The organism is Lysobacter xanthus (genome assembly GCF_047159895.1).
In genome coordinates this window covers 1-21,729 of sequence record NZ_BAAGAB020000032.1, presented here as the reverse complement: position 1 = coordinate 21,729, position 21,729 = coordinate 1, and the positions used below count along the sequence as shown (strand labels likewise).

Sequence of the window (21,729 nt, the reverse complement as noted above, 5' to 3'; positions counted from 1 at the left end):
GCTGACCTCCGACAGGAACGCGATGTACCTTGCATGTCGATGAAACCGCGCCTCCAGGCCACCCTCGGACACCAGCTGGTCATGACGCCGCAGTTGCAGCAGGCGATCCGCCTGCTGCAGTTGTCATCGGCCGAGCTCGAGGCGGAGCTGTCGGAAGCGGTCGAAAGCAATCCCCTGCTGGAATGGGACGACGCGCCCGACGTCATCGCGCTTCCCGAAGCCGCCATCGACGTCGATGCGCCCGATCGCTTCGAGGAGTCCTGGTCGGACGGCGACCTCGACGGCTGGGCCGAAGGCGCGGGCGGCGCCGCCTCCGGTAGCGACGACAATACGAACCTCGCCGAGCAGGTCGCCGAACCCGAGACGCTGCACGATCACCTGCTGTGGCAGCTGCACCTGAGCGGGCTGTCCCCGCGCGATCGCATGATCGGCGTCGCGCTGATCGAAGCGATCTCCGACGACGGCTACCTTCGCGAGCCGGTCGACGCGATCGCCGCGACGCTCGATCCGGTGCCCGACACCGACGAGGTGCTGATGGTGCTGCACGCCATCCAGCATTTCGATCCGGTCGGCGTCGGTGCGCGTTCGGTCGCCGAGGCACTGTGCGTGCAGTTGTCGGCGCTCGACGCCGATACGCCGGGCCGCGCGCTCGCGCAGCGCATCTGCCACGACCACCTCGAACGCCTGCCCAAGCTCGGCGCCGCGGGCCTCGCCATCGAACTGGGCGCGGAAGTCGACGACGTCGAATGCGCGATCGCGCTGCTGCTGTCGCTCGATCCGCGGCCGGGCGCCCAGCTCGGCGACGTGGCGCCCGAAAGCTATGTCACCCCGGACGTGACGATCTGGCGGCAGCGCGGCGCCTGGCGCGTGGCGCTGGCCGACCAGGGACGGCCGCGACTGCGCATCCATCGTGGCTACGAAGCGCTGATCCCGCAGACCTCCACCGCGGACGCGAGCTATCTCCGCACCCACCTGCAGGAAGCCCGCTGGCTGCTGCGCAACGTCGAGGCGCGGGGCGAGACGCTGCTCCGCGTCGCCCGCTGCCTCGTGCAGCGGCAGTCCGCCTTCCTGGAATCCGGGGGCGGCGCGCTGCTGCCGTTGACGCTGCGCGAGGTGGCCGCCGAGCTGGGCCTCCACGAGTCGACGGTCTCCCGCGCCATCGCGCGCAAGTACGCGCGCACCCCCCGCGGCACCCTGGCGCTCCGCGCCTTCTTCGCCTCCAGCGTGGGCGGCGGAACCGCCGAGGAAACCTCCAGCGCGGCGGTGCAGGCGATGATCCGCCAGCTCGTGGCGGCCGAGAACCCCCGCAAGCCGCTGTCCGACGCCCGCCTGGCCGAGTCCCTGCAGGGCGCTGGCGTGCCGGTCGCCCGGCGCACGGTGGCAAAATACCGCGAGGCGCTGGGGATTCCGTCGTCGCAGGACCGGGTCCGGATCGCCTGAGCGATCCTTTGACGGGCGTCAAGCCGTCGGCCCGCAGACGTGCCATTCTGGAATCGCGGCCAAGGGGCCGCCTTTGCAGACAGTGAGGAGATGCCCATGCGTATCGACATCCACGGCCAGCATATCGACGTCACGCCCGCGCTCCGCGAGTACGTCGCCACGCGCTTCGAGCGGCTCGCCCGCCATTTCGAGCAGCCCTTCGAAATCCGCACCGTCCTGGCGGTGGAAAAGACCCGGCAATGGGCCGAGGCGACGGTGATCCTCGCCGGTCGCACCTTCCACGCCGATGCCGACGGCATCGACGTCTACGCCGCGATCGACGTGCTCGCCGACAAGATCGACCGTGCGCTGCTGCGCCACAAGGAAAAGCTGGTCGACCATCATCGCGGCGAGCGCCTCGCCCGCACGGGCGAGCTCGCCTGAGCCGCATGCCCTTCGCCGACCTGCTCCTGCGCGAACGCATCGGCCGCATCGACGCCCCGCTCGATCGGGATGGCGTGCTGGACCGGGTGGCTTCCCTGCTGGCGCAGCCGATCGAGGGGCATGGCCTGCCCGCCGCCGCGCTCGCGGATTCCCTCCGCGCGCGCGAGCGGCTTTCCAGCACCGCACTCGGCCACGGCGTCGCGATTCCGCATGCGCGCATCGGCGGCCTCGACCGCGCGCGCGGCGCCTTTGTCGTGCTGCGGACCCCCGTCTCGTTCGCCGCGCCGGATGCGCGGCCGGTCGACCTCGTATTCGCGATGGCGGTCCCGGAGGACGAAGTCGCAGGCCACCTCGCCCATCTGGGCGAGATCGCCGAGCGCTTTTCGAATGCCGATTTCCGCGATGCGCTGCGCGGCGCCGCCGACGACCGCGACCTCGCCCGCCACCTGCTCGACGACGTCCCGTGAATCTCTCCATCAGCGCGCAGGAACTCTTCGACCAGCAGGCCGAGCGCCTGGGCCTGCGCTGGTTCGCCGGTCGTCGCGGCGGCCCGCGCGTGCTGGAGTCCGTCGACACGGTCGCGCGGCGCCCGTCGCTCGCCGGCTACCTCAACATCATCTATCCGAACCGCGTGCAGATCCTCGGCACCGAGGAACTCGCGTGGCTCGACGCGCTGGACTCGCGCCTGCGCTGGGAAACGATCGAGAAGATCATCCAATTCCGTCCGCTCGCCCTGGTCATCAGCAAGGGCCAGTCCTGCCCCGAAGACCTGCGGCTCGCGGCGGAGGAAAGCGAGACGCCGCTGTGGATCTCGCCGCGCCGCGGGCACGAGCTGCTCAACCACCTGCAGTACCACCTCGCGCGCAAGCTCGCGCCGCGCGTCACGCTGCATGGCGTCTTCATGGAGATCTACTCGATCGGGGTGCTGATCACCGGGGAATCCGGCGCCGGCAAGAGCGAACTCGCGCTGGAGCTGGTGACGCGCGGGCATCGGCTGGTCGCCGACGACGCGCCCGAGTTCACGCAGATCGCGCCGGACGTGCTCGACGGCGCCTGTCCCGAGCTGTTGCAAGACATGTTGGAAGTTCGCGGACTGGGCGTTCTCAACGTGCGCCAGATGTTCGGCGACACGGCGGTCAAGAAGAACAAGTACCTGCGCCTGATCGTGCACCTGACGCCGCCGACGCTCGAAACCGCGCCCGGCGGACTGGAGCGCATCACCGGCGACCTCGGCCTGCGGCGCGTGCTCGACCTCGACGTGCCCACCATCTCGGTCCCGGTGATGCCCGGCCGCAACCTCGCGGTGCTCACCGAAGCCGCGACGCGCATGCACATCCTGCGCGCGAAGGGCGTCGACCCGGCGGCGGCCTTCATGGCCCGCCACAGCCACTTCCTCGAGCGCGGCGACGCATGAGTACGCCCGAGCCCGCGAATCTCGTGCTCGTGAGCGGCCTGTCGGGCTCGGGCAAGTCCGTCGCCCTGCACACGTTCGAGGACCTCGGCTTCTACTGCGTCGACAACCTTCCCGCGACGCTGCTGCCCGCGCTGGTCGCCGACATCAGCGGCGGCGAAGGCGGCGGCCCGCGCAAGGTGGCCGTCGGCATCGACGTTCGCAACCGGGCCGACGAGCTCGATCGCGTGCCGGCCGCGCTCGCCGAAGTCGGCGGTATGGGCTTCGACCCGCGACTGGTCTTCTTCGACGCGGCCGACACCGTGCTGCTCAAGCGTTATGCGGACACGCGCCGACGCCATCCGCTCGGGCGGCGTGGACTCTCGCTGCCCGAATCCATCGCGCTCGAACGCCAACTGCTGCGCCCGCTGCGCCAGCTGGCCGATGCGATCGTCGACACCAGCGACATGAACGTGCACCAGCTGCGCCGGCACGTCACCACCGAGTTCGGCCTCGGCAGCGAGACCGGCATGTCGCTGCTGTTCGAATCGTTCGCGTATCGCCGCGGCGTGCCGCCCGATGCCGACTTCGTCTTCGACGCACGCGCGCTGCCGAACCCGCACTGGATCCCGTCGCTCCGTCCTCTTTCTGGGCGCGATGCGGCGGTGCAGGCGTACCTGCGCGAGCAGGAGGACGTCGAGGCCTTCTACACGCAGCTCCGTGCCTTCCTCGACGCGTGGCTGCCCCGACTGCAGTCCGACAGCACGCGCAGCTACGCGACCATCGCCTTCGGCTGCTCGGGCGGGCGCCACCGCTCCGTCTACCTCGCCGAACGCATGGCCCTGCACGCCCGCGAGATCGGCTGGCACGAGGTCGCCGTGCACCATCGCGAGCTCGACTGAGTTCCACCACCGACGCTTCCGGACGGTCACGAGCCTCTGCTAACGTCGGCCCATGGCCGTCGGCATCCTCCTCGTCACGCATGAAGGCATCGGCACCGCGCTGCGCGGCGTCGCCGAGCGGCTGTTGACGCCGCTCCCGCTGCGCATCGAGGTGCTGGAAGTCGCGTTCGACGCCGATCCGGACAGCGTCATGCCCACCGCGAGCGCGGCCCTGCGGCGCGCCGACGACGGCGCGGGCGTGCTGGTGCTGACCGACCTCTACGGCGCGAGCCCCGCGAACATCGCCGGCCGCCTGTCGCGCCTGGGCACGCCGGTCCGCCGCGTGTCCGCCCTCAACCTGCCGATGCTGCTGCGCGTGCTGAACTACGCGGAACTCGCGCTCGACGAGATGCCGGCCATCGCCGTTGCCGGCGGCCGCAACGGCGTTCAACAGGACGATGCCTGAGCCATGATCGAACGCGACCTGATCGTCCCCAACCGCCTCGGACTGCATGCGCGCGCCACGGCCAAGCTGGTGCAGCTGCTGTCGCAGTTCCGCAGCAACTGCACGCTCACCGCGAAGGGCCGCGAGGTGAACGCCAAGAGCATCATGGGCGTGATGCTGCTCGCCGCCGGCCAGGGCACGTCGGTACGCCTCCGGGTCGAGGGCGAGGATGAGGCCGCCGTCGCGGATGCCGTGCAGGCGCTGTTCGATCGCCGCTTCGACGAGGACAGCTGAGGCGCATGCGCCGGGCACTGGGCGGACAGGGCGCATCCCGCGGCACCGTGCTGGGCCGCGCACGCGTCCGCCTGCCCCACGCCCTGCAGATCGCCGAACAGCACATCGGAGCGGACGCGGCACCCGCCGAGCTCGAGCGCCTGCACGCAGCCATCGACGTCGTGCGGGTCGAGATGCACGCCCTTCGCGCGCGGCTGCACGGTGCGCTGGCGCAGGAGGTGGGCGAGTTCCTCGACCTCCATGCACTGCTGCTGGACGATCCCGAACTGCTGCAGGGCCTCGACGAGCTCGTGCGCGGGCGACTGCTGTCCGCGGACTACGCGCTGCGCGTGCAGCGCGATCGCCTCGCCTCCGTGTTCGAGGCGATGGACGATCCGTATTTCCGCAGCCGCGTCGAGGACATCGACCAGGTGATCGGTCGTATCCACGCGGCCCTGCATCGACGGGACTGCGAGGTACGCGGCTTCGCCGGCGAGATCCTCGTCGCCGAGAGCGTGGCGCCCGCCGAAATGGCGCAGCTGCAAGCGCAGGGCGTCATCGGCCTGGTCACCACCAGCGGCAGCGCGCTCGGCCATACCGCGATCCTCGCGCGCAGCCTGCACATGCCGCTCGTCGTCGACTGCACCGGGGCGCTCGAGGCGATCAACGACGGCGATGCGCTGATCGTCGACGGCGGCAGCGGGCGGGTCGTCGTCGAGCCGGGCGCGGACGACCTGCGGCTGCATCGCGAGTCCGAGCGCAGCCAGCTTCGCGAGCGCCGTGCGCTGGGCCGCCTGCGTCGCGAGCCGACGCGCACGCGCGACGGCGTCGACATCCGGCTGTTCGCGAACGCCGAATCGCAGGAGGACGTCGCCGAGGCGCATGCGCTCGGCGCCGCGGGCGTGGGCCTCTATCGCACCGAATTCCTCTTCCTGCAGCGGCCCGAGTTGCCGGACGAGGACGAGCAGTTCCGCGCCTATCGCGACGTGGTGATGGGCATGAGCGGTCGCCCGGTGACGATCCGCACGCTCGACGTCGGCGCCGACAAGACCGACCGCACGGGCCTGTCGCTGCGGGACGAGGCGAATCCCGCATTGGGGCTGCGCGGTGTGCGGCTCTCGCTCGCGCGGCGCGGCCTGTTCGATACGCAGCTGCGTGCCCTGCTCCGCGCGTCCGCCTACGGGCGCATCCGGCTGCTCGTGCCGATGGTGACGTGCGCGGAGGAGGTGCGCCGCGTGCGCGCCGAGATCGATCGCATCACCGCGGCCCTGCGCACCGAGGGCCATGAAGTCGGCGAGGTGCCGCTCGGCGTGATGATCGAAGTGCCCGCCGCCGCGCTCGCCTTGCCGGGCTTCGTGCGGGAGGTCGATTTCCTGTCCGTCGGCACCAACGACCTCGTGCAGTACCTGCTCGCGGTCGATCGCAACCACGAAGGGCTGGGGCGCCTGTACACGCCGCTGCATCCTGCGGTGATCCGCGTGCTGCGCGACACGATCCGCATCGCGCAGCGCCATGCACGGCCCATCGCCGTCTGCGGCGAGATGGCCGCGGCGCCCGAGTACGCACCGCTGCTGATCGCGCTGGGTCTCACCGACTTCAGCCTGCACCCGGGCACGATGCTCGAAGTGCGCCGGCGCATCCGCGATTGCGACCACGCGGCGCTGCAGGCCCGCCTGCCCGCCCTGCTCCGCGCGCGCGACCGCGCCTCGCTGGAGCGGTGGCTCGACGCGGCCAATCGTTGAACCCGCCGCGCGGCTGTCCATCGCCGCCGCCAGCGGCGATAATGCGCACATGAACCTCTGACCCCGGTCGCATGTCGCGGCGTGACACGCCGGCGGGTGCGGCTCGCCCACGGACCTCCCAGGTCCCCGCCGGAACGCGCGCATGGCCGAATCCGTCCGCCACGAGAAGACCGCGCGGCAGCTCAGGCTGCTGTCCGACGCGCTCGACAGCGGGCGCCTCGGGCCGGTACGTCGCCTGGTCAACACGCTCTCGCCCGCCGAGATCGGCAACCTCCTCGAGTCCCTCCCGCCGGCCAAGCGCACCGTGGTCTGGGGGCTCGTCGACGCCGAGGACGACGGCGAGGTGCTGGTGCACGTCGGCGACGAGGTCCGCGAGGGCCTGCTGGCCGAGATGGACCCGGACGAGATCGTCGCGGCCGTCGAGGACCTCGACATCGACGACCTCGCCGACCTCGTCGACGACCTGCCCGATGCGGTGATCGAGCAGGTGCTGCTGTCGATGGACCGGGAGAACCGCGAGCGCCTGGAGCAGGCGCTGTCGTACCCGGAGGACACGGCAGGCCGCCTGATGAACCCGGACGTGGTGACGGTCCGCGCCGACACCACGCTCGAGGTCGTGCTGCGCTACCTGCGCCTGCGCGGCGAGCTGCCCGACCACACCGACCACCTGTACGTGGTCAGCCGCCGCCACCAGTACCTCGGCCGCATCGCGATCGCCGACCTGCTCACGCAGGACCCGTCCACGCCGATCAACCGGCTCGTGGACGACGAGCAGCCGGCGATCGGCGTCGCCGAGACCGCGACGGAAGTCGCGCGGCGTTTCTCGGACTACGACTGGATCAGCGCCCCCGTCGTCGACGAGGCCAACATCCTGCTCGGCCGCATCACCATCGACGACGTCGTCGACATCATCCGCGAGCAAGCCGAGCACCAGGCCCTGTCGGCCGCGGGCCTCGACGAGGACGAAGACCTCTTCAGCCCGGTGCCGCGCGCGACCCGCCGCCGCCTGATGTGGCTCACGATCAACCTGGCGACGGCCTTCCTCGCTTCGTATGTCGTCGGGCAGTTCGAAGGCACGATCTCGGCGATCGTCCAGCTCGCCGTGCTGATGCCGATCGTGGCCGGCATGGGCGGCAATGCCGGCACCCAGGTGCTCGCGCTGATGGTGCGCGGCCTGGCGCTCGGGCAGGTGAGCTTCTCCAATTACCTCGCCCTGCTGTGGAAGGAATGCAAGGTCGCGATCCTCACGGGCCTGGGCCTCGGCCTGATGCTCGCGACGGTCGTGCAGCTGCGATACGGCAACTGGGGGCTCACCGCCGTCATCGCGTCGGCGCTGCTCATCAACCAGCTCGCAGCGGCGACGGCCGGCGTCCTGATCCCGCTGACGATTCGCCGCTTCGGTTTCGATCCGGCGCTCGCCAGCGGCATCTTCCTGACGACCGTGACCGACGTCATGGGCTTCTTCACGTTCCTCGGCCTCGCCACGCTCTTCCTGCTCAACTGATCGGCGAAGCGGCCGTTAACGCACGGGGACGCGTCCGTCGCCAACGGCGGACGCAAGGAGAGACCATGCTCAGCCGCCTGCTGCGACGCCTGCAGGGCCATTCGACGGCCGGACTGCCCCGCGCCCTCGCGACGGACGCCGACGCGCCGTCCCGGCCGACCGCGGTGGCGCCGGAGCCGGCCGACGGGCCGCCGGCGGCCGCCTCCGACGATCTCGCCCGGGTCTTCGTGCGCCACCTGCTGGACGCCGCGCCCGACGCGCCCGTCTCTCCCGGGCTCTCGGCGGACGTGCTCGACCGCCTGGGCGCGCTGGCCCGCCACCTCGACGTCGCCCGCCTTCCGCGACTGCCTGCGGTGGTCCCGCAGCTGCTGGCCGCGATGCGTCGCGACGACGCGGATGCGACGTCGCTCGCCAACCTCCTCGCCCGCGATCCGACGCTCGCCGGCGACGTCGTGCGCGTCGCCAACAGTGCGCACTACGCCCGCACCGCGCCGGTCGGCTCGCTGGTGCAGGCGATCGGGACGATCGGTCTCGACGGCCTGCGCTACGTCGTGCTGACCACCGTGATGCGGCCCATCCTCCGGGCCGATCCGTCGAATCAGGCGGCACGCACGGGCGACCGCCTCGCGCGGCACGGCGAGGCCCGCACGTGGCTCTGCGCGCCGCTGGCCTTCGGCACCTGCGACGCGGGAGAAGCGCAGCTCGCGTCGGTCGTGGCCTCGACCGGTCTCGCCGCGCTGATCCGCATGCTGCCGCGTCCGCTGCTGGCCCAGGCGGCCGCGGACGATGACTTCGCTCCGGCCCTGCTGACGCTCGCCGGCGAGCTCTCCGCACGCGCGGCCGCGCACTGGCGCTTCGACGAGCCCGTGCGTGCGGCGCTGGCCGCGTTCGCCTGCGGCGAGTCCGGCGACTCGGGGCTCGGTCGCACGCTCGCCGGCGCGGAGCGGCTCGCGATGCTGCATGTGCTGGGCACCGACGGAATCCCGGTGGAGGCATTCGAGTCGACGACGGCTTCGGACGATCGTCTCCTCGCGGTCGTGCGCGCCGCGACCCGCGCCGAGGCGCCCGTCGCGGCCTGATCGACCTCAGCCGAGCAACCGCTCCAGCACCGCCATCCGCACCGCCACGCCGTTCGCGACCTGGCGCAGGATCAGCGATCGCGGGCCGTCGGCGACCTCATCCGTGATCTCGACGCCGCGGTTGATCGGCCCCGGATGCAGCACGACCGCATCCGGCGCGGCACGGCGCAGGCGTTCCTCGGTAATGCCGTAGTCGCGGTGATAGCCGTCGAGCGAATCGACCAGGCCGTCCTCCATGCGCTCGCGCTGGAGGCGCAGGGTCATCACCGCGTCCGCGCCGGCGATCGCCTCGTCGAGATCATGGGTGACGCGGCAGCCGTCGAGCGTTGTATCGTCGGGCAACAGCGCCGCCGGACCGCAGACGCGCACGTCCCGCGCGCCGAGCGCGCGAAGCGCGTGCAGGTCGGACCGGGCCACGCGCGAATGCTTCACGTCGCCGACGATCGCGATCTTCAACGTGGCGAAGTCGTCGCCCTTCGCCTGGCGGAGGGTGAGCATGTCGAGCAGCCCCTGTGTCGGATGCGCGCTGCGCCCGTCGCCCGCATTGAGCAGCGCCGTCCCGGGCCGCGCGGCCGCGGCGAGCGCGGCCACTGCGCCGTCGTCGTGGTGACGCACGATGAAACCGCGCACGCCCATCGCCTCGAGGTTGCGCATCGTGTCGAGCGCCGTTTCCCCCTTGCGGGCCGACGACGTGGAGACATCGAAATTCAGCACGTGCGCGCCGAGGCGTTGTGCGGCGAGCTGGAAGCTCATCCGCGTGCGCGTCGACGGTTCGAAGAACAGCGTGCAGACGGCGACGCCACGGAGCGCGTCCGCATCGCCGGGACGGTCGGCGAAGTGCTGCGCGCGGTCGAGCAGCTCGACGACGGTGGCGCGCGGCAGTCCGTCGAGCGTGAGCAGGTGCTGCATGGGTCTATCCGGGAAGGGGGACGTCGAGTTCGATGGCATCGGCGGGCGCGGCCAGCCAGCGCTCGACGATGATGGCCGCGGCGAGCGCGTCCAGGATCTGCGCATCGCGACGGCGCTTGCCGCCCTGCGCGCGTTCGTAGGCGAAGCGTTGCGCGGCCTCGACCGACGACGAGCGCTCGTCGACCAGCATCGCCGGACGCGCGTAGCGACGCACCAGTTCGTGCGCGAAGGCATGGGCGCGCTTGCGCGCCGGCTGGTCGCCTCCTTCGAGCGTGAGCGGGTCGCCGACGACGAAGCCGTCGGGCCGCCATTCGCGGAAGAGCCGCTCAATGGCGGGCCAGTCCGGGCCGCTCGCATGTACGTCGACGACCGCGATCGGCCGCGCACCGCTGCCGAATGCGCTGCCCACCGCGACACCGATCCTGCGGGCGCCGACGTCGAAACCGAGAACCGTCGTCGCCATGGCCATCTCAGGCACGCCCCGTGTAGTCGGCAAGGCGCGCGAAATCCACGCCGATGCGGCCGGCCGCGGCGCGCCAGCGCTCCTCGAGCGGCGTGTCGAAGAGCAGCGACGGATCCGCGGGCGCGGTCAGCCAGCTGTGGTCGGCGGTGAGCTCCTGCTCGAGCTGCCCGGCACCCCAGCCGGCGCAACCCAATGCCACCACGGCGTGGTCGGGGCCTTCGCCCTCGGCCATCGACTGCAGGATCTCGCGCGACGTCGTGAGCCACAGGTCGTGCCCGATCTCGAGCGTCGAGTCCCATCGCGTGCCGCCGTCGTGGATCACGAATCCGCGTTCGCGATGCACCGGCCCGCCATTGAGCACGATCTGCGACCGCAGCGAATCGCTGCCGCCGTCCAGGCCCATCTGGCTGAGCACTTCGCCGACCGTGTATTCGGAGGGCTGGTTGACGACGATGCCGAGCGCACCGTCCTCGTCGTGCTGGCAGATCAGCGCGACGCTCTGCGAGAAGCCGGAGCCCGCCAGCGACGGCAGGGCGATCAGCAGCTGGTTCGCGAGCGGCGTCGGGCTGTCGGGCAGGGACATGCGGCCATTCTGCCCTCCCCGTGCATACCGAAGGAAGCCCCGGCGCCCGGAACGACGAGGGCGCCCGAAGGCGCCCCCGTTCATCGCGCTGCGCTCCGGCGCGTCAGCGGATGTCGGCCATGCCGACGTCGCCCAGCCCCGCGGCGAGCGTGCGCGCATCGCCGCCCTGCGCGAGCTTGATGCGCAGGCGCACCTCGTTCTGCGAGTCCGCGAAGCGGAGCGCGTCCTCGTAGGAGATCTCGCCGGCCTGGTAGAGCTCGAACAGGGCCTGGTCGAAGGTCTTCATGCCGAGGTTGGTCGACTCCTTCATGATCTCCTTTAGCTTGTGGATCTCGCCGTCGCGGATGTAGTCCTGCACCAGCGGCGTGCCGAGCAGGATCTCCATCGCGACGCGCCGGCTCTTGCCGTCGGGCGACGGGATGAGCTGCTGCGCGACCACGCCCTTCAGGTTCAGCGAGAGGTCCATCAGCAGCTGGCCGCGACGCTCTTCGGGGAAGAAGTTGATGATGCGGTCCATCGCCTGGTTGGCGTTGTTCGCATGCAGCGTGCAAAGCACGAGGTGGCCGGTTTCGGCGAAGGCGATGGCGTGGTCCATGCCTTCGCGCGTGCGCACCTCGCCGATCATGATCACGTCGGGCGCCTGGCGCAGCGTGTTCTTCAGCGCGGCCTCCCAGGAGTCGGTGTCGATGCCGACCTCGCGCTGCGTGATGATGCAGCCCTCGTGCTTGTGCACGAACTCGATCGGGTCCTCGATCGTGATGATGTGGCCGGTCGAATTCTTGTTGCGGTAGCCGATCATCGCCGCCAGCGACGTCGACTTACCCGTGCCCGTGGCGCCGACGAAGATGATGATGCCGCGCTTGGTCATCGCGAGCGTCTTGATGATCGCCGGCAGGCCGAGCTCCTCGACCGTCGGGATCTTGCTCTCGATCCGGCGCAGCACCATGCCGACCTGGTTGCGCTGGAAGAAGCAGCTGACGCGGAACCGGCCGACGTTGGCGACGCCGATCGCGAAGTTGCACTCGTGCGTCTTCTCGAACTCCTCGCGCTGCTGAGGATTCATCACGCTCAGCACGAGATCGCGCGACTGCTGCGGCGTCAGCGGCTGCTGGGTGATCGGCGAGATCTTGCCGTGGACCTTGATCGACGGCGGCATGCCGGCGGTGATGAACAGGTCCGAGGCGCGATGCTGCGCCATCAGCTTGAGGTACGACGAGAAGTCGATCGCGCCCGGGCCGGCGGCGGCGGGAGACGGGGGCGTAACGGGGGGCATGCTGCTCATCGGATCTCCGGATCACGTCTCGGGGGCAGCCGCCTCCGCGACCGGCCACCGCATCTAAGACCCCGGTGCGCGCGGTGGCCCCGCGCCCCGCGGTGCCCGCCCGGAGGCGGGCATTCGCCGTCATTCGAACAGGCGCTTGTCCTTCGCGTACTCGCGGGCCTGGTTCTTCAGGATCATGCCGCGCTTGACGAGGTCGGTCAGGTGCTGGTCGAGCGTCATCATGCCGACCGACTGGCCCGTCTGGATGGACGAGTACATCTGGGCGACCTTGTCCTCGCGGATGAGGTTCCGGATCGCCGGCGTGCCGACCATGATTTCCCACGCCGCCGTACGACCGCCGCCGACCTTCTTCAGCAGCGCCTGCGAGATCACCGCGCGCAGCGACTCCGACAGCATCGAGCGCACCATCGGCTTCTCGCCGGCGGGGAACACGTCGATGATGCGGTCGATCGTCTTCGCGGCCGACGAGGTATGCAGCGTGCCGAACACGAGGTGGCCGGTCTCCGCGGCGGTCAGCGCGAGGCGGATCGTCTCGAGGTCGCGGAGCTCGCCGACCAGGATGTAGTCCGGGTCCTCGCGCAGCGCCGAGCGCAGCGCCTCGTTGAAGCCGTGCGTGTCGCGGTGCACTTCGCGCTGGTTGATCAGGCACTTCTGCGAGGTGTGCACGAACTCGATCGGGTCCTCGACCGAGAGGATGTGCGCGTACTCGTTCTTGTTGATGTGGTCGAGCATCGCGGCGAGCGTGGTCGACTTGCCCGAACCCGTCGGGCCGGTGACGAGGATCAGGCCCTGCGGCTGGTTGATCAGGTCGCGGAAGATCGGCGGCGTGCCGAGATCCTCCAGCGTCAGCACTTCCGACGGAATCGTGCGGAAGACGGCCGCCGCGCCGCGGTTCTGGTTGAAGGCGTTGACGCGGAAGCGCGCGAGGCCGGGAATCTCGAACGAGAAGTCGACCTCGAGGAATTCTTCATAGTCCCGTCGCTGCTTGTCCGACATGATGTCGTAGACGAGCGCGTGGACCTGCTTGTGCTCGAGCGCCGGGATGTTGATGCGGCGGACGTCACCATCGACCCGGATCATCGGCGGCAGGCCGGCCGAGAGGTGAAGGTCCGACGCCTTGTTCTTGACCGAAAAGGCCAGCAGCTCGGCGATATCCATGTATGTCCCCGGTGGTGCGAAACGATCCCTCGATCCGGAGCGGTCTGGCCGCTTCGGACCCCCTGAGGGCAGTATAGGCCCCCGCCCTGCCCCGGCAATGGCCGGTTCCGAGGACTCCGACGTGCTTGCCGATGCCCTCCGCGAGGTCTCCGAAACCCTTTATAGCGCGGCGTCCGCGGCCGGATGCACGCCGCCGGTGCTCGTCGCCGTTTCGAAACTGCAACCTGCGGCTGCGATCACGGAACTCGTCGCCGCGGGACAGCGCGACTTCGGCGAGAACTACGTGCAGGAGGCCGTCCGCAAGCGGCGGGAGCTGCGCGACGCGGGGCTCGCCGAGCCGGCGGTCTGGCACCTCATCGGCCACCTGCAGAGCAACAAGGCGGCCGAGGCCGCCGAACTGTTCGATTGGGTGCAGACCGTCGACCGCCCCTCGCTGATTGAGGCACTCGCCCGCCACCGCCCGGCCGACCGTTCTCCGCTCGACGTGCTGCTGCAGGTGAACGTCGACGACGAAGCGGGCAAGCACGGCTGCCACCCGGACGAGGTGCCCGCCCTCGCCGCGGCGGTCGAGGCGCAGCCGCGGCTTCGCCTGCGCGGGCTCATGATCATCCCCACGCCGTATCCCGACCTCGAGGCGCGGCGCCCGGCGTTCCGCGCCGCCAAGCAGCTGTTCGACGACCTGCGCGCCGCGCATCCGTCCGTCGACACGCTGTCGATGGGGATGAGCGACGACTACCCGCTCGCGCTCGGCGAAGGCGCGACCATGGTGCGCATCGGCACTGCGCTGTTCGGCGCGCGACCCGCACGGGGCTGAGCGGGTGGTTCATCGCCTGCGCCGCGTCGTGGCGCTGTTCCGCGCGGCCGCCGGCGCTGGGTTGGTGGGCTTCGCACTGCTCGGCCTCGCGATCGCGACCGCGTCGATACGCTTCCAGCAGTGCGGACCGAGCCGGCTGCATGCCGTCGAACCCGCCTGCCGCACCGGCGCGAAGCTTCTCCTGGGCGCGTACGGGCTGCTGTCGATCGCGCTGGTGCTGGGGGCGGTCAGCCTGACGCTGCTGTGGCGCGCGCGACGCGAGCGCCGGCACTGAACGGCGGCGCTATGCTGCCCGGGCCCCGACAGGAGTCTCCGATGACCGATCCCCACGACACCGGCGCCATCGCCTTCATCGGCGGCGGCAACATGGCGCGCAGCCTCATCGGCGGACTCGTCGCGCAGGGCATCGACCCGCAGGCGATCCACGTGGCCGAGCCGGTCGACCCCGTTCGCGAGGCGATGGTCCGCGACTTCGACGTGCAGGCCTTTCCGAACGCCGCGGCCGCCGCGGACGGCGCGTCGACCTGGCTGCTCGCGGTGAAGCCGCAGGTGATGCGCGCGGTCTGCGGCGAGCTCGCGGGCGCCTCGGCCTCGCGCCCCCTCGTGGTCTCGATCGCCGCCGGCATCACGTCGACGCAGCTCGATCGCTGGCTCGGTGGCGGCGTCGCCGTCGTCCGGGCGATGCCCAACACGCCCTCGCTCATCGGGCAAGGCATCACCGGCCTGTACGCCACGGGCGCGGTCTCCGCGGCCCAGAAGTACGCCGCCGAACGCCTGCTGCGCACCGGAGGGCCGACGGTCTGGATCGACGACGAAGCCCGGATGGACGCGGTGACCGCCGTGTCGGGCAGCGGCCCGGCCTACGTCTTCCTGCTGGCCGAAGCGATGCAGCTCGCCGCCGAGCGCCAGGGCCTGCCGCCGGAAACGGCCGCGGTGCTGGTGCGGCAGACCATCGCCGGCGCCGCCGCGATGCTCGTCGACGCGCATGAGCCGGCCTCCGTGCTGCGCGCGCGCGTGACGTCGCCCGGCGGGACCACGCAGGCCGCGGTCGAGGCGCTGCAGGCGGGCGGTTTCGAAGCGCTGCTCGACCGTGCGATCGACCGCGCGACCGTGCGCGGTCGCGAACTCTCCGCCGCCAACGACTGAGACGCCCATGCGCCGCCATCTGTTGCCCGCCCTCCTGCCCCTCGCGCTCGCGGCCTGCAACGGCTCGTCGGCGCCCACCGCCGCGACGCCGCAGGCGGCACGTCCGTCCAGCGCCGAAGTGCGAATCGGCGACGTCGTGGTGACCGCGAGCGTCCTGCAGACCTCGACGCTGCCGGAGGAAGTCGCGCGCCGCTACGGCCTCGAGCGCTCCGACGGCCTCGCCCTGCTGCTGGTCAACGCACAGACGGCCAACGGTGGCCCGCCGCCGTCGGGCCTGGTGATCGACGCCACGGCGACGCCGCCGGACGGTCGCGCACGCGCCGTCGACCTGCGCGAGGTCGAGGCCGGCGAATCGCTGGACCGCATCGGCACGGTGGAGATCGCGCCGCCGGAAACCGTCCGCTTCGACGTCAACGTGCGCTACGGCGCATCGAGCTCGACGCTGCAGGTCACGCGGGACTTCTATCCGCGTTGAGCGCGCTCAGCCGTGCTTCGTGGCCCAGGCCTGCACGATCCGCTGGATCTCGCGCACGCCGTCGGTCAGCGCCGCGGGCCCCGGCTGCAGGATCAGCGGCGACTTGATTTCGTGCAGCTCGCCCGTGCGCACGGCCGGCACGTCCTGCCAGCCCGGGCGGGCGGCGACGCGCTCCGGGCGGAACTTCTTTCCGCACCAGGAGCCGATGATGATGTCGGGCGCGGCGCTGGTGATCTCGCGGTCGTCCGCGATGATGCGGTTCTTCGCGAGCGGCTCGATCGCGCGCGCGGGCAGCAGGTCGATGCCGCCGGCGATATCGACGAGCTCGGCCACCCACCGGATGCCGGTGATGATCGGCTCGTCCCATTCCTCGAAATAGACCTTGGGGCGCACCGGCAGCGCGCGCCCTGCCGCGCGGATTCCGTCCAGGTCGCGTGCGATGCCGTCCGCGTAGGCGTTCGCGCGCTCCGCCGCGCCGACCAGCGCCCCCAGCCGGCGGATGTAGTCGAGGATGCCGTCCACGCTGCGGTGGTTGCTGATCCAGACTTCCACGCCCTGCCGGATCAGCGCGGAGGCGATGTCGGCCTGGATGTCGGAGAAGCCGACGACGAAGTCAGGCTCGAGCTTGAGGATCTCGTCGATCTTCGCGCTGGTGAACGCGCTCACCTTGGGCTTCTCCCGGCGCGCCTTCGCCGGCCGCACGGTGAAGCCGCTGATGCCGACGATGCGATCGTCCTCGCCGAGCGCGTAGAGCGTCTCGGTCGGTTCCTCGGTCAGGCAGACGATGCGCTGCGGCCCCACCGCAGCCATCACGGATACAGCATCCGTGTCGACCAATCGCCCGCGACGTCGCGTTCGTACACGTGGCGCTCGTGCAGGCGGTACTGCGCGCCGTACCAGAACTCGATGCGGCGCGGATGCACGCGGAAACCCGTCCAGCGCGGCGGGCGCGGCACGTCACGGTCGGCGAACTCGCGCTCGACCTGCTCCAGTCGCGCCTCAAACGTCGACGGCGCGTCGAGCGTTTCCGACTGCTTCGACGCCCAGGCGCCCAGCTGGCTGCCGCGCGGGCGCGACGCGAAATAGGCATCGGCCTCGGCATCGGCGACCACGTGCACCTCGCCTTCGATGCGCACCTGCACGCCGTTGCGCACGCGCGGCCAGTGGAACAGCAGCGCGGCGTCGGGATTGGCCTGGAGCTCGCGCCCCTTGCGGCCGTCGAGGTGCGTGTAGAAGACGAAGCCGCGGGCGTCGTGCGCCTTCAGCAGCACCATGCGCACGGACGGCCGCGCATCGAGGCCGGCGGTGGCGAGGGCCATCGCCGTCGGATCGGGCTCGGCCGCGGCGGCGGCCTCGGCGGTCAGGCGATCGAACGTGGCGAGGGCTTCGGCGAGTAGGGGGTGGGGAGTCATGCGCCCTATTGTGCGGCCCGGCCCGGCGCGCCGCATCCCGTGTGGGCGCCCGCTGACGCCCGGCACTTACAATCGGTCGATGACGTCCCGCACCCGCTTCGTTCTCGTCGGCCCGACCGGCGCCGGCAAGTCCACCGTCGGCCCGCGCCTCGCGGAGCGGCTGGGTCTCGCCTTCATCGACCTCGACGCACGCATCGAGACGTCGACCGGTCGTCGCATCGCGGAGATTTTCGAGCGCGACGGCGAGGCGGCGTTCCGTGCGCTGGAATCGCAGGCGCTTGTGGAGGCGCTGCAGCACGACGGAATCGTGCTCGCGACCGGCGCCGGCGTGGTGCTGTCGAACGACAATCGCCTGTTGTTGCGCGACGACGCCTGCGTGCTGCACCTGCAGGCGAGCCCGCGGCGCCAGCTCGATCGACTGCGCGATGCCGGCGATCGTCCGCTGCTCGCACGGCCCGATCGCGACGCGGTGCTCGAAGCGATGGCCGCGGAACGTGGGCCGTTGTACGCCGGCGTGGCCGACGTGCGGATCGACACCGACGGCCTCGACGCCGATGCGGTGCTCGAAGCGCTGGTGCGTGCGCTGCCGCTCGCGGTCGCGATCGCGCCGCGCGATGGTTCGCAGCAGCTCGAAGTCGACTCACCATCCGGCCCCTACCCGATCCATGTGGGCGCCGGGCTCGTCGCCGATGGCACGTCGCTCGCGGCGGCTCTGCGCGGCCGGCACGTGCTCGTGGTCACTGACGCGAACGTCGCGGCGCTGCATGCGCCGGTCGTCGACGCGGCGCTTCGGCGGCAGCGCCCCGACGCACACGTCCGCTGGCACGTCATGCCGCCGGGAGAATCGGAAAAGACGCTCGATCGCTGGCGCGAGGTCCTCAATGCGCTCGCCGCGCTCGGCGCGACGCGCGATGCCGCGGTCGTCGCGCTCGGCGGTGGCGTGGTCGGCGATCTCGCGGGCTTCGCGGCGGCGGCGTGGATGCGCGGCATCGACGTCGTGCAGATGCCCACCACGCTGCTCGCGATGGTCGATTCGTCCGTCGGCGGCAAGACGGCCGTCGACCTGCCCGCCGGCAAGAACCTCGTGGGCGCGTTCCACCCGCCGCGTGCGGTGATCGCGGACACCGCGACGCTCGCCACGCTGCCGGATCGCGAACTGCGGGCCGGATTGGCGGAAGTCGTGAAGTACGGGGCGATCTTCGACGCGGCCTTCCTCGACCGGCTGGAATCCCAGGCGGATGCCCTGCTCGCGCGCGATGCCGCCGCGCTCGCCGACGCGGTCGTTCGATCCTGCCGCTACAAGGCCGACGTGGTGGCACGGGATCCGTTCGAACGCGGCGACCGCGCGCTGCTCAATTTCGGCCACACCTTCGGCCACGCGATCGAGACCGAACAGGGCTATGCCGGCGACACGGGCGGACTGGTGCATGGCGAAGCCGTCGCGGTCGGCATGGTGCTCGCCGCGCGGCTGTCGGCCGCCCTGGGGCGCGCGCCGGCGGCCGATGCCGACCGGCTGGAGCACCTGCTGCAGCGCTTCGGCCTGCCGACGCGGATCCCCGCGGGCCTCGAGCCGCGGGCACTCCTGGCGCGCATGCGGCTCGACAAGAAGGCCGACGCCGCGGGCCTGCGCTTCATCCTGTGGGACGGCGCCGGCGCCGGGCGCATCGTCCGCGACGTGCCGGAAGCGGCCGTCCTCGACGTCCTCGCGGCCGGCTGAAGCGGCGAGCCGGGCCGGGCCGCTACAATTCCGGGGATGCGACTGCTCCTCCAGCAACGGCCGGAAGGCCGCGAAGCGCCGCGCTTCGTCCAGTTGATGCTCCAGGCCGACCTTCTCGGCGGCTGGACGCTCGTGCGCGAGACCGGCCAGATCGGCGGCAAGAGCACGGTGCGCCGCGAACAGTTCCTCGACCAGCAGGCTGCCATCGCCGCGTTCGAGGGCGCCCGCGACCAGCAGATCAAGCGCGGCTTCCAGTTGATGTTCGCGGAGGGTGCAGCCCCGCGCTGATGGGCCGCCCATAAGGCGGTCCATGCGGGGCTGCGCGACCGCGCACGGATGCGCGGGCCGGACGATCCGAAGCCGAATCCTTTCGCCATGGACGGCCGCCGGTCGGCAGCACAGCGCCGGCATCACGCACGTCCGACTGCAGCCCGACGCATCACCCCGCTTCCCTGCCGCACCACTCGACAGTCCCTCGCCCGCTCCACGGCCCACCACCCCGACTCCCAGCCCCCGACGCGACGTTCCCATGACCTACGCCCCGCTCCAGAACGACCGCTTCCTGCGCGCGCTGCGCCGCGAATCCGTCGACCGCACGCCGGTGTGGCTGATGCGCCAGGCCGGCCGCTACCTGCCGGAATACCGCGAGACGCGCAAGCGCGCCGGCAGCTTCCTCGGCATGGCGAAGAATCCCGACATCGCCTGCGAAGTGACGCTGCAGCCGCTCGAGCGCTTTCCGCTCGACGCGGCGATCCTCTTCTCCGACATCCTCACCGTGCCCGATGCGATGGGCCTCGGGCTCTACTTCGTCGAAGGCGAAGGCCCCAAGTTCGAACGCCCGGTGCGGACGGCGGCCGACATCGCGAAGCTCGCGGTGCCGGACGTGGGCACGGAGCTGCGCTACGTCACCGACGCGGTCTCGCTCATCCGACGCGAGCTGGCCGGGCGCGTCCCGCTGATCGGCTTCTCCGGCAGCCCGTGGACGCTCGCCTGCTACATGGTCGAGGGCGGCGGCAGCAAGGACTTCGCGCGGGTGAAGTCGCTCGCGCTCAACGACCCGCAGGCCATGCACCGGCTGCTCGACGTCACGACGGACGCCGTCATCGCCTACCTCGACGCGCAGCGCATCGCCGGCGCGCAGGCGCTGCAGGTCTTCGACACCTGGGGCGGCGTGCTGTCGCCCGCGATGTACCGCGAGTTCTCGCTGCGCTACATGGAACGCATCGCGCGCGAACTGCCGCGGGGCGAAGGCGCCGACGCCGCGCCGCTGATCCTGTTCGGCAAGGGTAATGGCCTGCATCTCGAAGCGCTCGCCGCCACGGGCGCCGACGGCATCGGCGTGGACTGGACGGTCGAGCTCGGCGATGCCGCGCGTCGGACCGGGGGACGCGTCGCGCTGCAGGGCAACCTGGATCCGGTGACGCTCTACGCTTCTCCCGACGCGATCGCGCGCGAGGTCGGCCGGGCGCTGGACTCGTACCGCGACGGCAACGGCGGTTCGCGCGACGGCCACGTCTTCAATCTCGGCCACGGCATGTCGCCCGACATGAGCCCCGACCACGTGGCCGCGCTCGTCGCGGCCGTGCACGCGCACAGCGCGCGCTGATCGCCCGTCGCCGCGGGTTCAGCGCGCCCGCGGCGCGGTGCGGACGACGTCGCCGGTATCGGCCGGCCCGTCGAAGACCTCACTCCAGCCGTCGCCCGTACGCACCTGCACGTGCTCGAAGCGCGCCGGCAGGCCTTCCTCGTAATCGGGCCCGGACTGCAGCTGGTAGTGCAGGTGCACGAGGAAGGCATCGCCCGACATGCCCATCGCACCGATCGGCGCGCCCGACACCACGCGGGTGCCGGGCTTCACCCGGACGCTGCCCTTCTTCAGGTGCGCCATGAGGCTGAATTCGCCACGGCCGTGGTCGATCAGCACGTAATTGCCGAACAGCAGCTTGAGGTCCTTCATCGCGGCCTCGCGGTCGAGGGCCGGCGGCGCGCCCTTGCGGTTGTCGGCCATGCCGTCGCGCGCCTCGCGCACCACGCCGTCGCCGGGCGCGAGGATCGGCGCGCCGAAGCCGTACCAGTCCTCGGGTCGCGCGCCGTCGCCGCGGTACATCCGGCCCGCCGCATCGGTCAGCACGAAGTCGTGCGCGTAGCGCGTCATGTTGCCTGTAATGCCGAAATGCGTCGTCATGTCGCCGGTGACGTCGAGCCGGCGGTGGTGCGACAGCAGGTCGTGGCCGTCGTGCACGAAGACCTCGCCGTCGAGCGGCAGGCGCAGGCGCACGTGCGACGCGCCGGCCTGCGGACGCACCACCGCGGGCACCCGGACCTCGGTGCCGTCGGGCGTCTGGAAGGTGGCCTCGTAGCGCAGTTCGCCGAGGCGGAGGTCGGGGGCGAAGCGCTCGAACGGATTGAAGACGACCAGCCGTCCCTTCGCCGGCAGCATCCGGTTCGGAATGGTGACCAGACTCATCGTGGTGTCGCTGCCGTTGGTATCGACGCGGCGCTGCGTGACCAGCCTGCCTGCGCCGTCGACGAGCGTCGCCTCCAGGCCGGCGAGCTCCAGCGGGACGTCGCCCGGGTTCTCGAACAGGAGGTC

At 71.2% G+C, this 21,729-nt stretch carries 25 protein-coding genes and 1 pseudogene; 18 read left to right on the top strand and 8 right to left on the bottom strand.

All coding sequences use genetic code 11. From position 1 onward, the window contains the following. Nucleotides 1–39: 39 nt before the first annotated feature. The 10 genes from ACY35P_RS09410 (at nt 40) to ACY35P_RS09365 (ending at nt 9,177) form a co-directional block, all read left to right on the top strand. Nucleotides 40–1,440, top strand: coding sequence for an RNA polymerase factor sigma-54 (locus tag ACY35P_RS09410; RefSeq protein WP_462115569.1), 1,401 nt, complete (start codon nt 40–42; stop codon nt 1,438–1,440). 96 nt (nt 1,441–1,536) lie between these two features. Next, on the top strand, nt 1,537–1,863 hold the full coding sequence (gene hpf, locus ACY35P_RS09405) for a ribosome hibernation-promoting factor, HPF/YfiA family (protein ID WP_462115568.1): 327 nt from the start codon (nt 1,537–1,539) through the stop codon (nt 1,861–1,863). 5 nt (nt 1,864–1,868) lie between these two features. Further along, nucleotides 1,869–2,330 carry a PTS sugar transporter subunit IIA gene (locus ACY35P_RS09400; protein WP_462115567.1) on the top strand — a complete coding sequence of 154 codons (462 nt, stop codon included), beginning with the start codon at nt 1,869–1,871 and terminating at the stop codon, nt 2,328–2,330. Further along, a complete protein-coding gene (gene hprK, locus ACY35P_RS09395) occupies nt 2,327–3,277 on the top strand; it encodes an HPr(Ser) kinase/phosphatase (protein WP_462115566.1) in 951 nt (316 codons plus the stop codon). Before ACY35P_RS09400 ends, hprK begins: the two co-directional genes overlap by 4 nt. Beyond that, nucleotides 3,274–4,155, top strand: a complete 882-nt coding sequence (gene rapZ / locus ACY35P_RS09390) for an RNase adapter RapZ (RefSeq protein WP_462115565.1) — start codon at nt 3,274–3,276, stop codon at nt 4,153–4,155. Before hprK ends, rapZ begins: the two co-directional genes overlap by 4 nt. Nucleotides 4,156–4,207: 52 nt before the next feature. After that, the gene (locus ACY35P_RS09385; RefSeq protein WP_462115564.1) at nt 4,208–4,600 is read left to right on the top strand and encodes a PTS sugar transporter subunit IIA; all 393 of its coding nucleotides are present in this window, start codon (nt 4,208–4,210) and stop codon (nt 4,598–4,600) included. 3 nt (nt 4,601–4,603) lie between these two features. After that, complete coding sequence (locus ACY35P_RS09380) at nt 4,604–4,873, top strand: HPr family phosphocarrier protein (RefSeq protein WP_462115563.1); 270 nt, start codon at nt 4,604–4,606, stop codon at nt 4,871–4,873. Between the two features lie 5 nt (nt 4,874–4,878). Continuing rightward, a complete protein-coding gene (gene ptsP, locus ACY35P_RS09375; RefSeq protein WP_462115562.1) occupies nt 4,879–6,594 on the top strand; it encodes a phosphoenolpyruvate--protein phosphotransferase in 1,716 nt (571 codons plus the stop codon). 142 nt (nt 6,595–6,736) lie between these two features. After that, entirely contained in the window at nt 6,737–8,098 is a 1,362-nt protein-coding gene (gene mgtE, locus ACY35P_RS09370) for a magnesium transporter (protein WP_462115561.1), read from the top strand. 65 nt (nt 8,099–8,163) lie between these two features. Beyond that, nucleotides 8,164–9,177 carry an HDOD domain-containing protein gene (locus tag ACY35P_RS09365; protein ID WP_462115560.1) on the top strand — a complete coding sequence of 338 codons (1,014 nt, stop codon included), beginning with the start codon at nt 8,164–8,166 and terminating at the stop codon, nt 9,175–9,177. A 6-nt stretch (nt 9,178–9,183) separates the two neighbouring features. On the opposite strand, the gene ACY35P_RS09360 is transcribed toward ACY35P_RS09365, so the two are convergent. The 5 genes from ACY35P_RS09360 to ACY35P_RS09340 form a co-directional block, all read right to left on the bottom strand. Continuing rightward, nucleotides 9,184–10,125, bottom strand: a complete 942-nt coding sequence (locus tag ACY35P_RS09360) for an aspartate carbamoyltransferase catalytic subunit (protein WP_462115559.1) — start codon at nt 10,123–10,125, stop codon at nt 9,184–9,186. Beyond that, nucleotides 10,091–10,555 carry a Holliday junction resolvase RuvX gene (gene ruvX, locus ACY35P_RS09355; RefSeq protein ID WP_462115585.1) on the bottom strand — a complete coding sequence of 155 codons (465 nt, stop codon included), beginning with the start codon at nt 10,553–10,555 and terminating at the stop codon, nt 10,091–10,093. Before ruvX ends, ACY35P_RS09360 begins: the two co-directional genes overlap by 35 nt. Nucleotide 10,556: 1 nt before the next feature. After that, a complete protein-coding gene (locus tag ACY35P_RS09350) occupies nt 10,557–11,132 on the bottom strand; it encodes a YqgE/AlgH family protein (protein ID WP_462115558.1) in 576 nt (191 codons plus the stop codon). 103 nt (nt 11,133–11,235) lie between these two features. Then, the gene (locus ACY35P_RS09345; RefSeq protein WP_462115584.1) at nt 11,236–12,405 is read right to left on the bottom strand and encodes a PilT/PilU family type 4a pilus ATPase; all 1,170 of its coding nucleotides are present in this window, start codon (nt 12,403–12,405) and stop codon (nt 11,236–11,238) included. A 129-nt stretch (nt 12,406–12,534) separates the two neighbouring features. Beyond that, a complete protein-coding gene (locus ACY35P_RS09340) occupies nt 12,535–13,572 on the bottom strand; it encodes a type IV pilus twitching motility protein PilT (RefSeq protein WP_462115557.1) in 1,038 nt (345 codons plus the stop codon). Nucleotides 13,573–13,669: 97 nt separating this feature from the next. On the opposite strand from ACY35P_RS09340, the gene ACY35P_RS09335 reads away from it, so the two are divergent. The 4 genes from ACY35P_RS09335 to ACY35P_RS09320 are packed head-to-tail and all read left to right on the top strand — an operon-like array spanning nt 13,670 to nt 16,007. Next, the gene (locus ACY35P_RS09335) at nt 13,670–14,386 is read left to right on the top strand and encodes a YggS family pyridoxal phosphate-dependent enzyme (protein ID WP_462115556.1); all 717 of its coding nucleotides are present in this window, start codon (nt 13,670–13,672) and stop codon (nt 14,384–14,386) included. Nucleotides 14,387–14,390: 4 nt separating this feature from the next. Then, on the top strand, nt 14,391–14,660 hold the full coding sequence (locus ACY35P_RS09330; protein ID WP_462115555.1) for a hypothetical protein: 270 nt from the start codon (nt 14,391–14,393) through the stop codon (nt 14,658–14,660). Between the two features lie 14 nt (nt 14,661–14,674). Then, entirely contained in the window at nt 14,675–15,532 is an 858-nt protein-coding gene (proC, locus tag ACY35P_RS09325; protein ID WP_462115583.1) for a pyrroline-5-carboxylate reductase, read from the top strand. Nucleotides 15,533–15,539: 7 nt separating this feature from the next. Then, nucleotides 15,540–16,007 carry a DUF4426 domain-containing protein gene (locus ACY35P_RS09320; protein ID WP_462115554.1) on the top strand — a complete coding sequence of 156 codons (468 nt, stop codon included), beginning with the start codon at nt 15,540–15,542 and terminating at the stop codon, nt 16,005–16,007. A 6-nt stretch (nt 16,008–16,013) separates the two neighbouring features. Here the strand turns inward: ACY35P_RS09320 and ACY35P_RS09315 are convergent, their stop codons facing one another. Both ACY35P_RS09315 and pdxH read right to left on the bottom strand, forming a co-directional pair. Further along, nucleotides 16,014–16,817 (bottom strand): ABC transporter substrate-binding protein, encoded by an 804-nt coding sequence (locus ACY35P_RS09315; protein WP_462115582.1) that lies wholly within the window; start codon nt 16,815–16,817, stop codon nt 16,014–16,016. Further along, nucleotides 16,817–17,419, bottom strand: a complete 603-nt coding sequence (gene pdxH, locus ACY35P_RS09310) for a pyridoxamine 5'-phosphate oxidase (protein WP_462115553.1) — start codon at nt 17,417–17,419, stop codon at nt 16,817–16,819. The genes ACY35P_RS09315 and pdxH overlap by 1 nt, the downstream gene beginning before the upstream one ends. On the opposite strand from pdxH, the pseudogene ACY35P_RS09305 reads away from it, so the two are divergent. The 4 genes and pseudogenes from ACY35P_RS09305 to hemE all read left to right on the top strand — a co-directional run. Next, a pseudogene (locus ACY35P_RS09305) lies at nt 17,418–17,993 on the top strand (shikimate kinase); the annotation flags it as partial. The gene pdxH and the pseudogene ACY35P_RS09305 overlap by 2 nt on opposite strands. Nucleotides 17,994–18,020: 27 nt before the next feature. Beyond that, nucleotides 18,021–19,136, top strand: coding sequence for a 3-dehydroquinate synthase (gene aroB / locus ACY35P_RS09300; protein WP_462115581.1), 1,116 nt, complete (start codon nt 18,021–18,023; stop codon nt 19,134–19,136). Nucleotides 19,137–19,172: 36 nt separating this feature from the next. After that, nucleotides 19,173–19,424, top strand: coding sequence for a WGR domain-containing protein (locus ACY35P_RS09295; protein ID WP_462115552.1), 252 nt, complete (start codon nt 19,173–19,175; stop codon nt 19,422–19,424). Between the two features lie 241 nt (nt 19,425–19,665). After that, on the top strand, nt 19,666–20,742 hold the full coding sequence (gene hemE / locus ACY35P_RS09290; RefSeq protein ID WP_462115551.1) for a uroporphyrinogen decarboxylase: 1,077 nt from the start codon (nt 19,666–19,668) through the stop codon (nt 20,740–20,742). An 18-nt stretch (nt 20,743–20,760) separates the two neighbouring features. Here the strand turns inward: hemE and ACY35P_RS09285 are convergent. After that, the coding region (locus ACY35P_RS09285) for a M23 family metallopeptidase (protein WP_462115550.1) at nt 20,761–21,729 on the bottom strand (969 nt) is incomplete at its 5' end.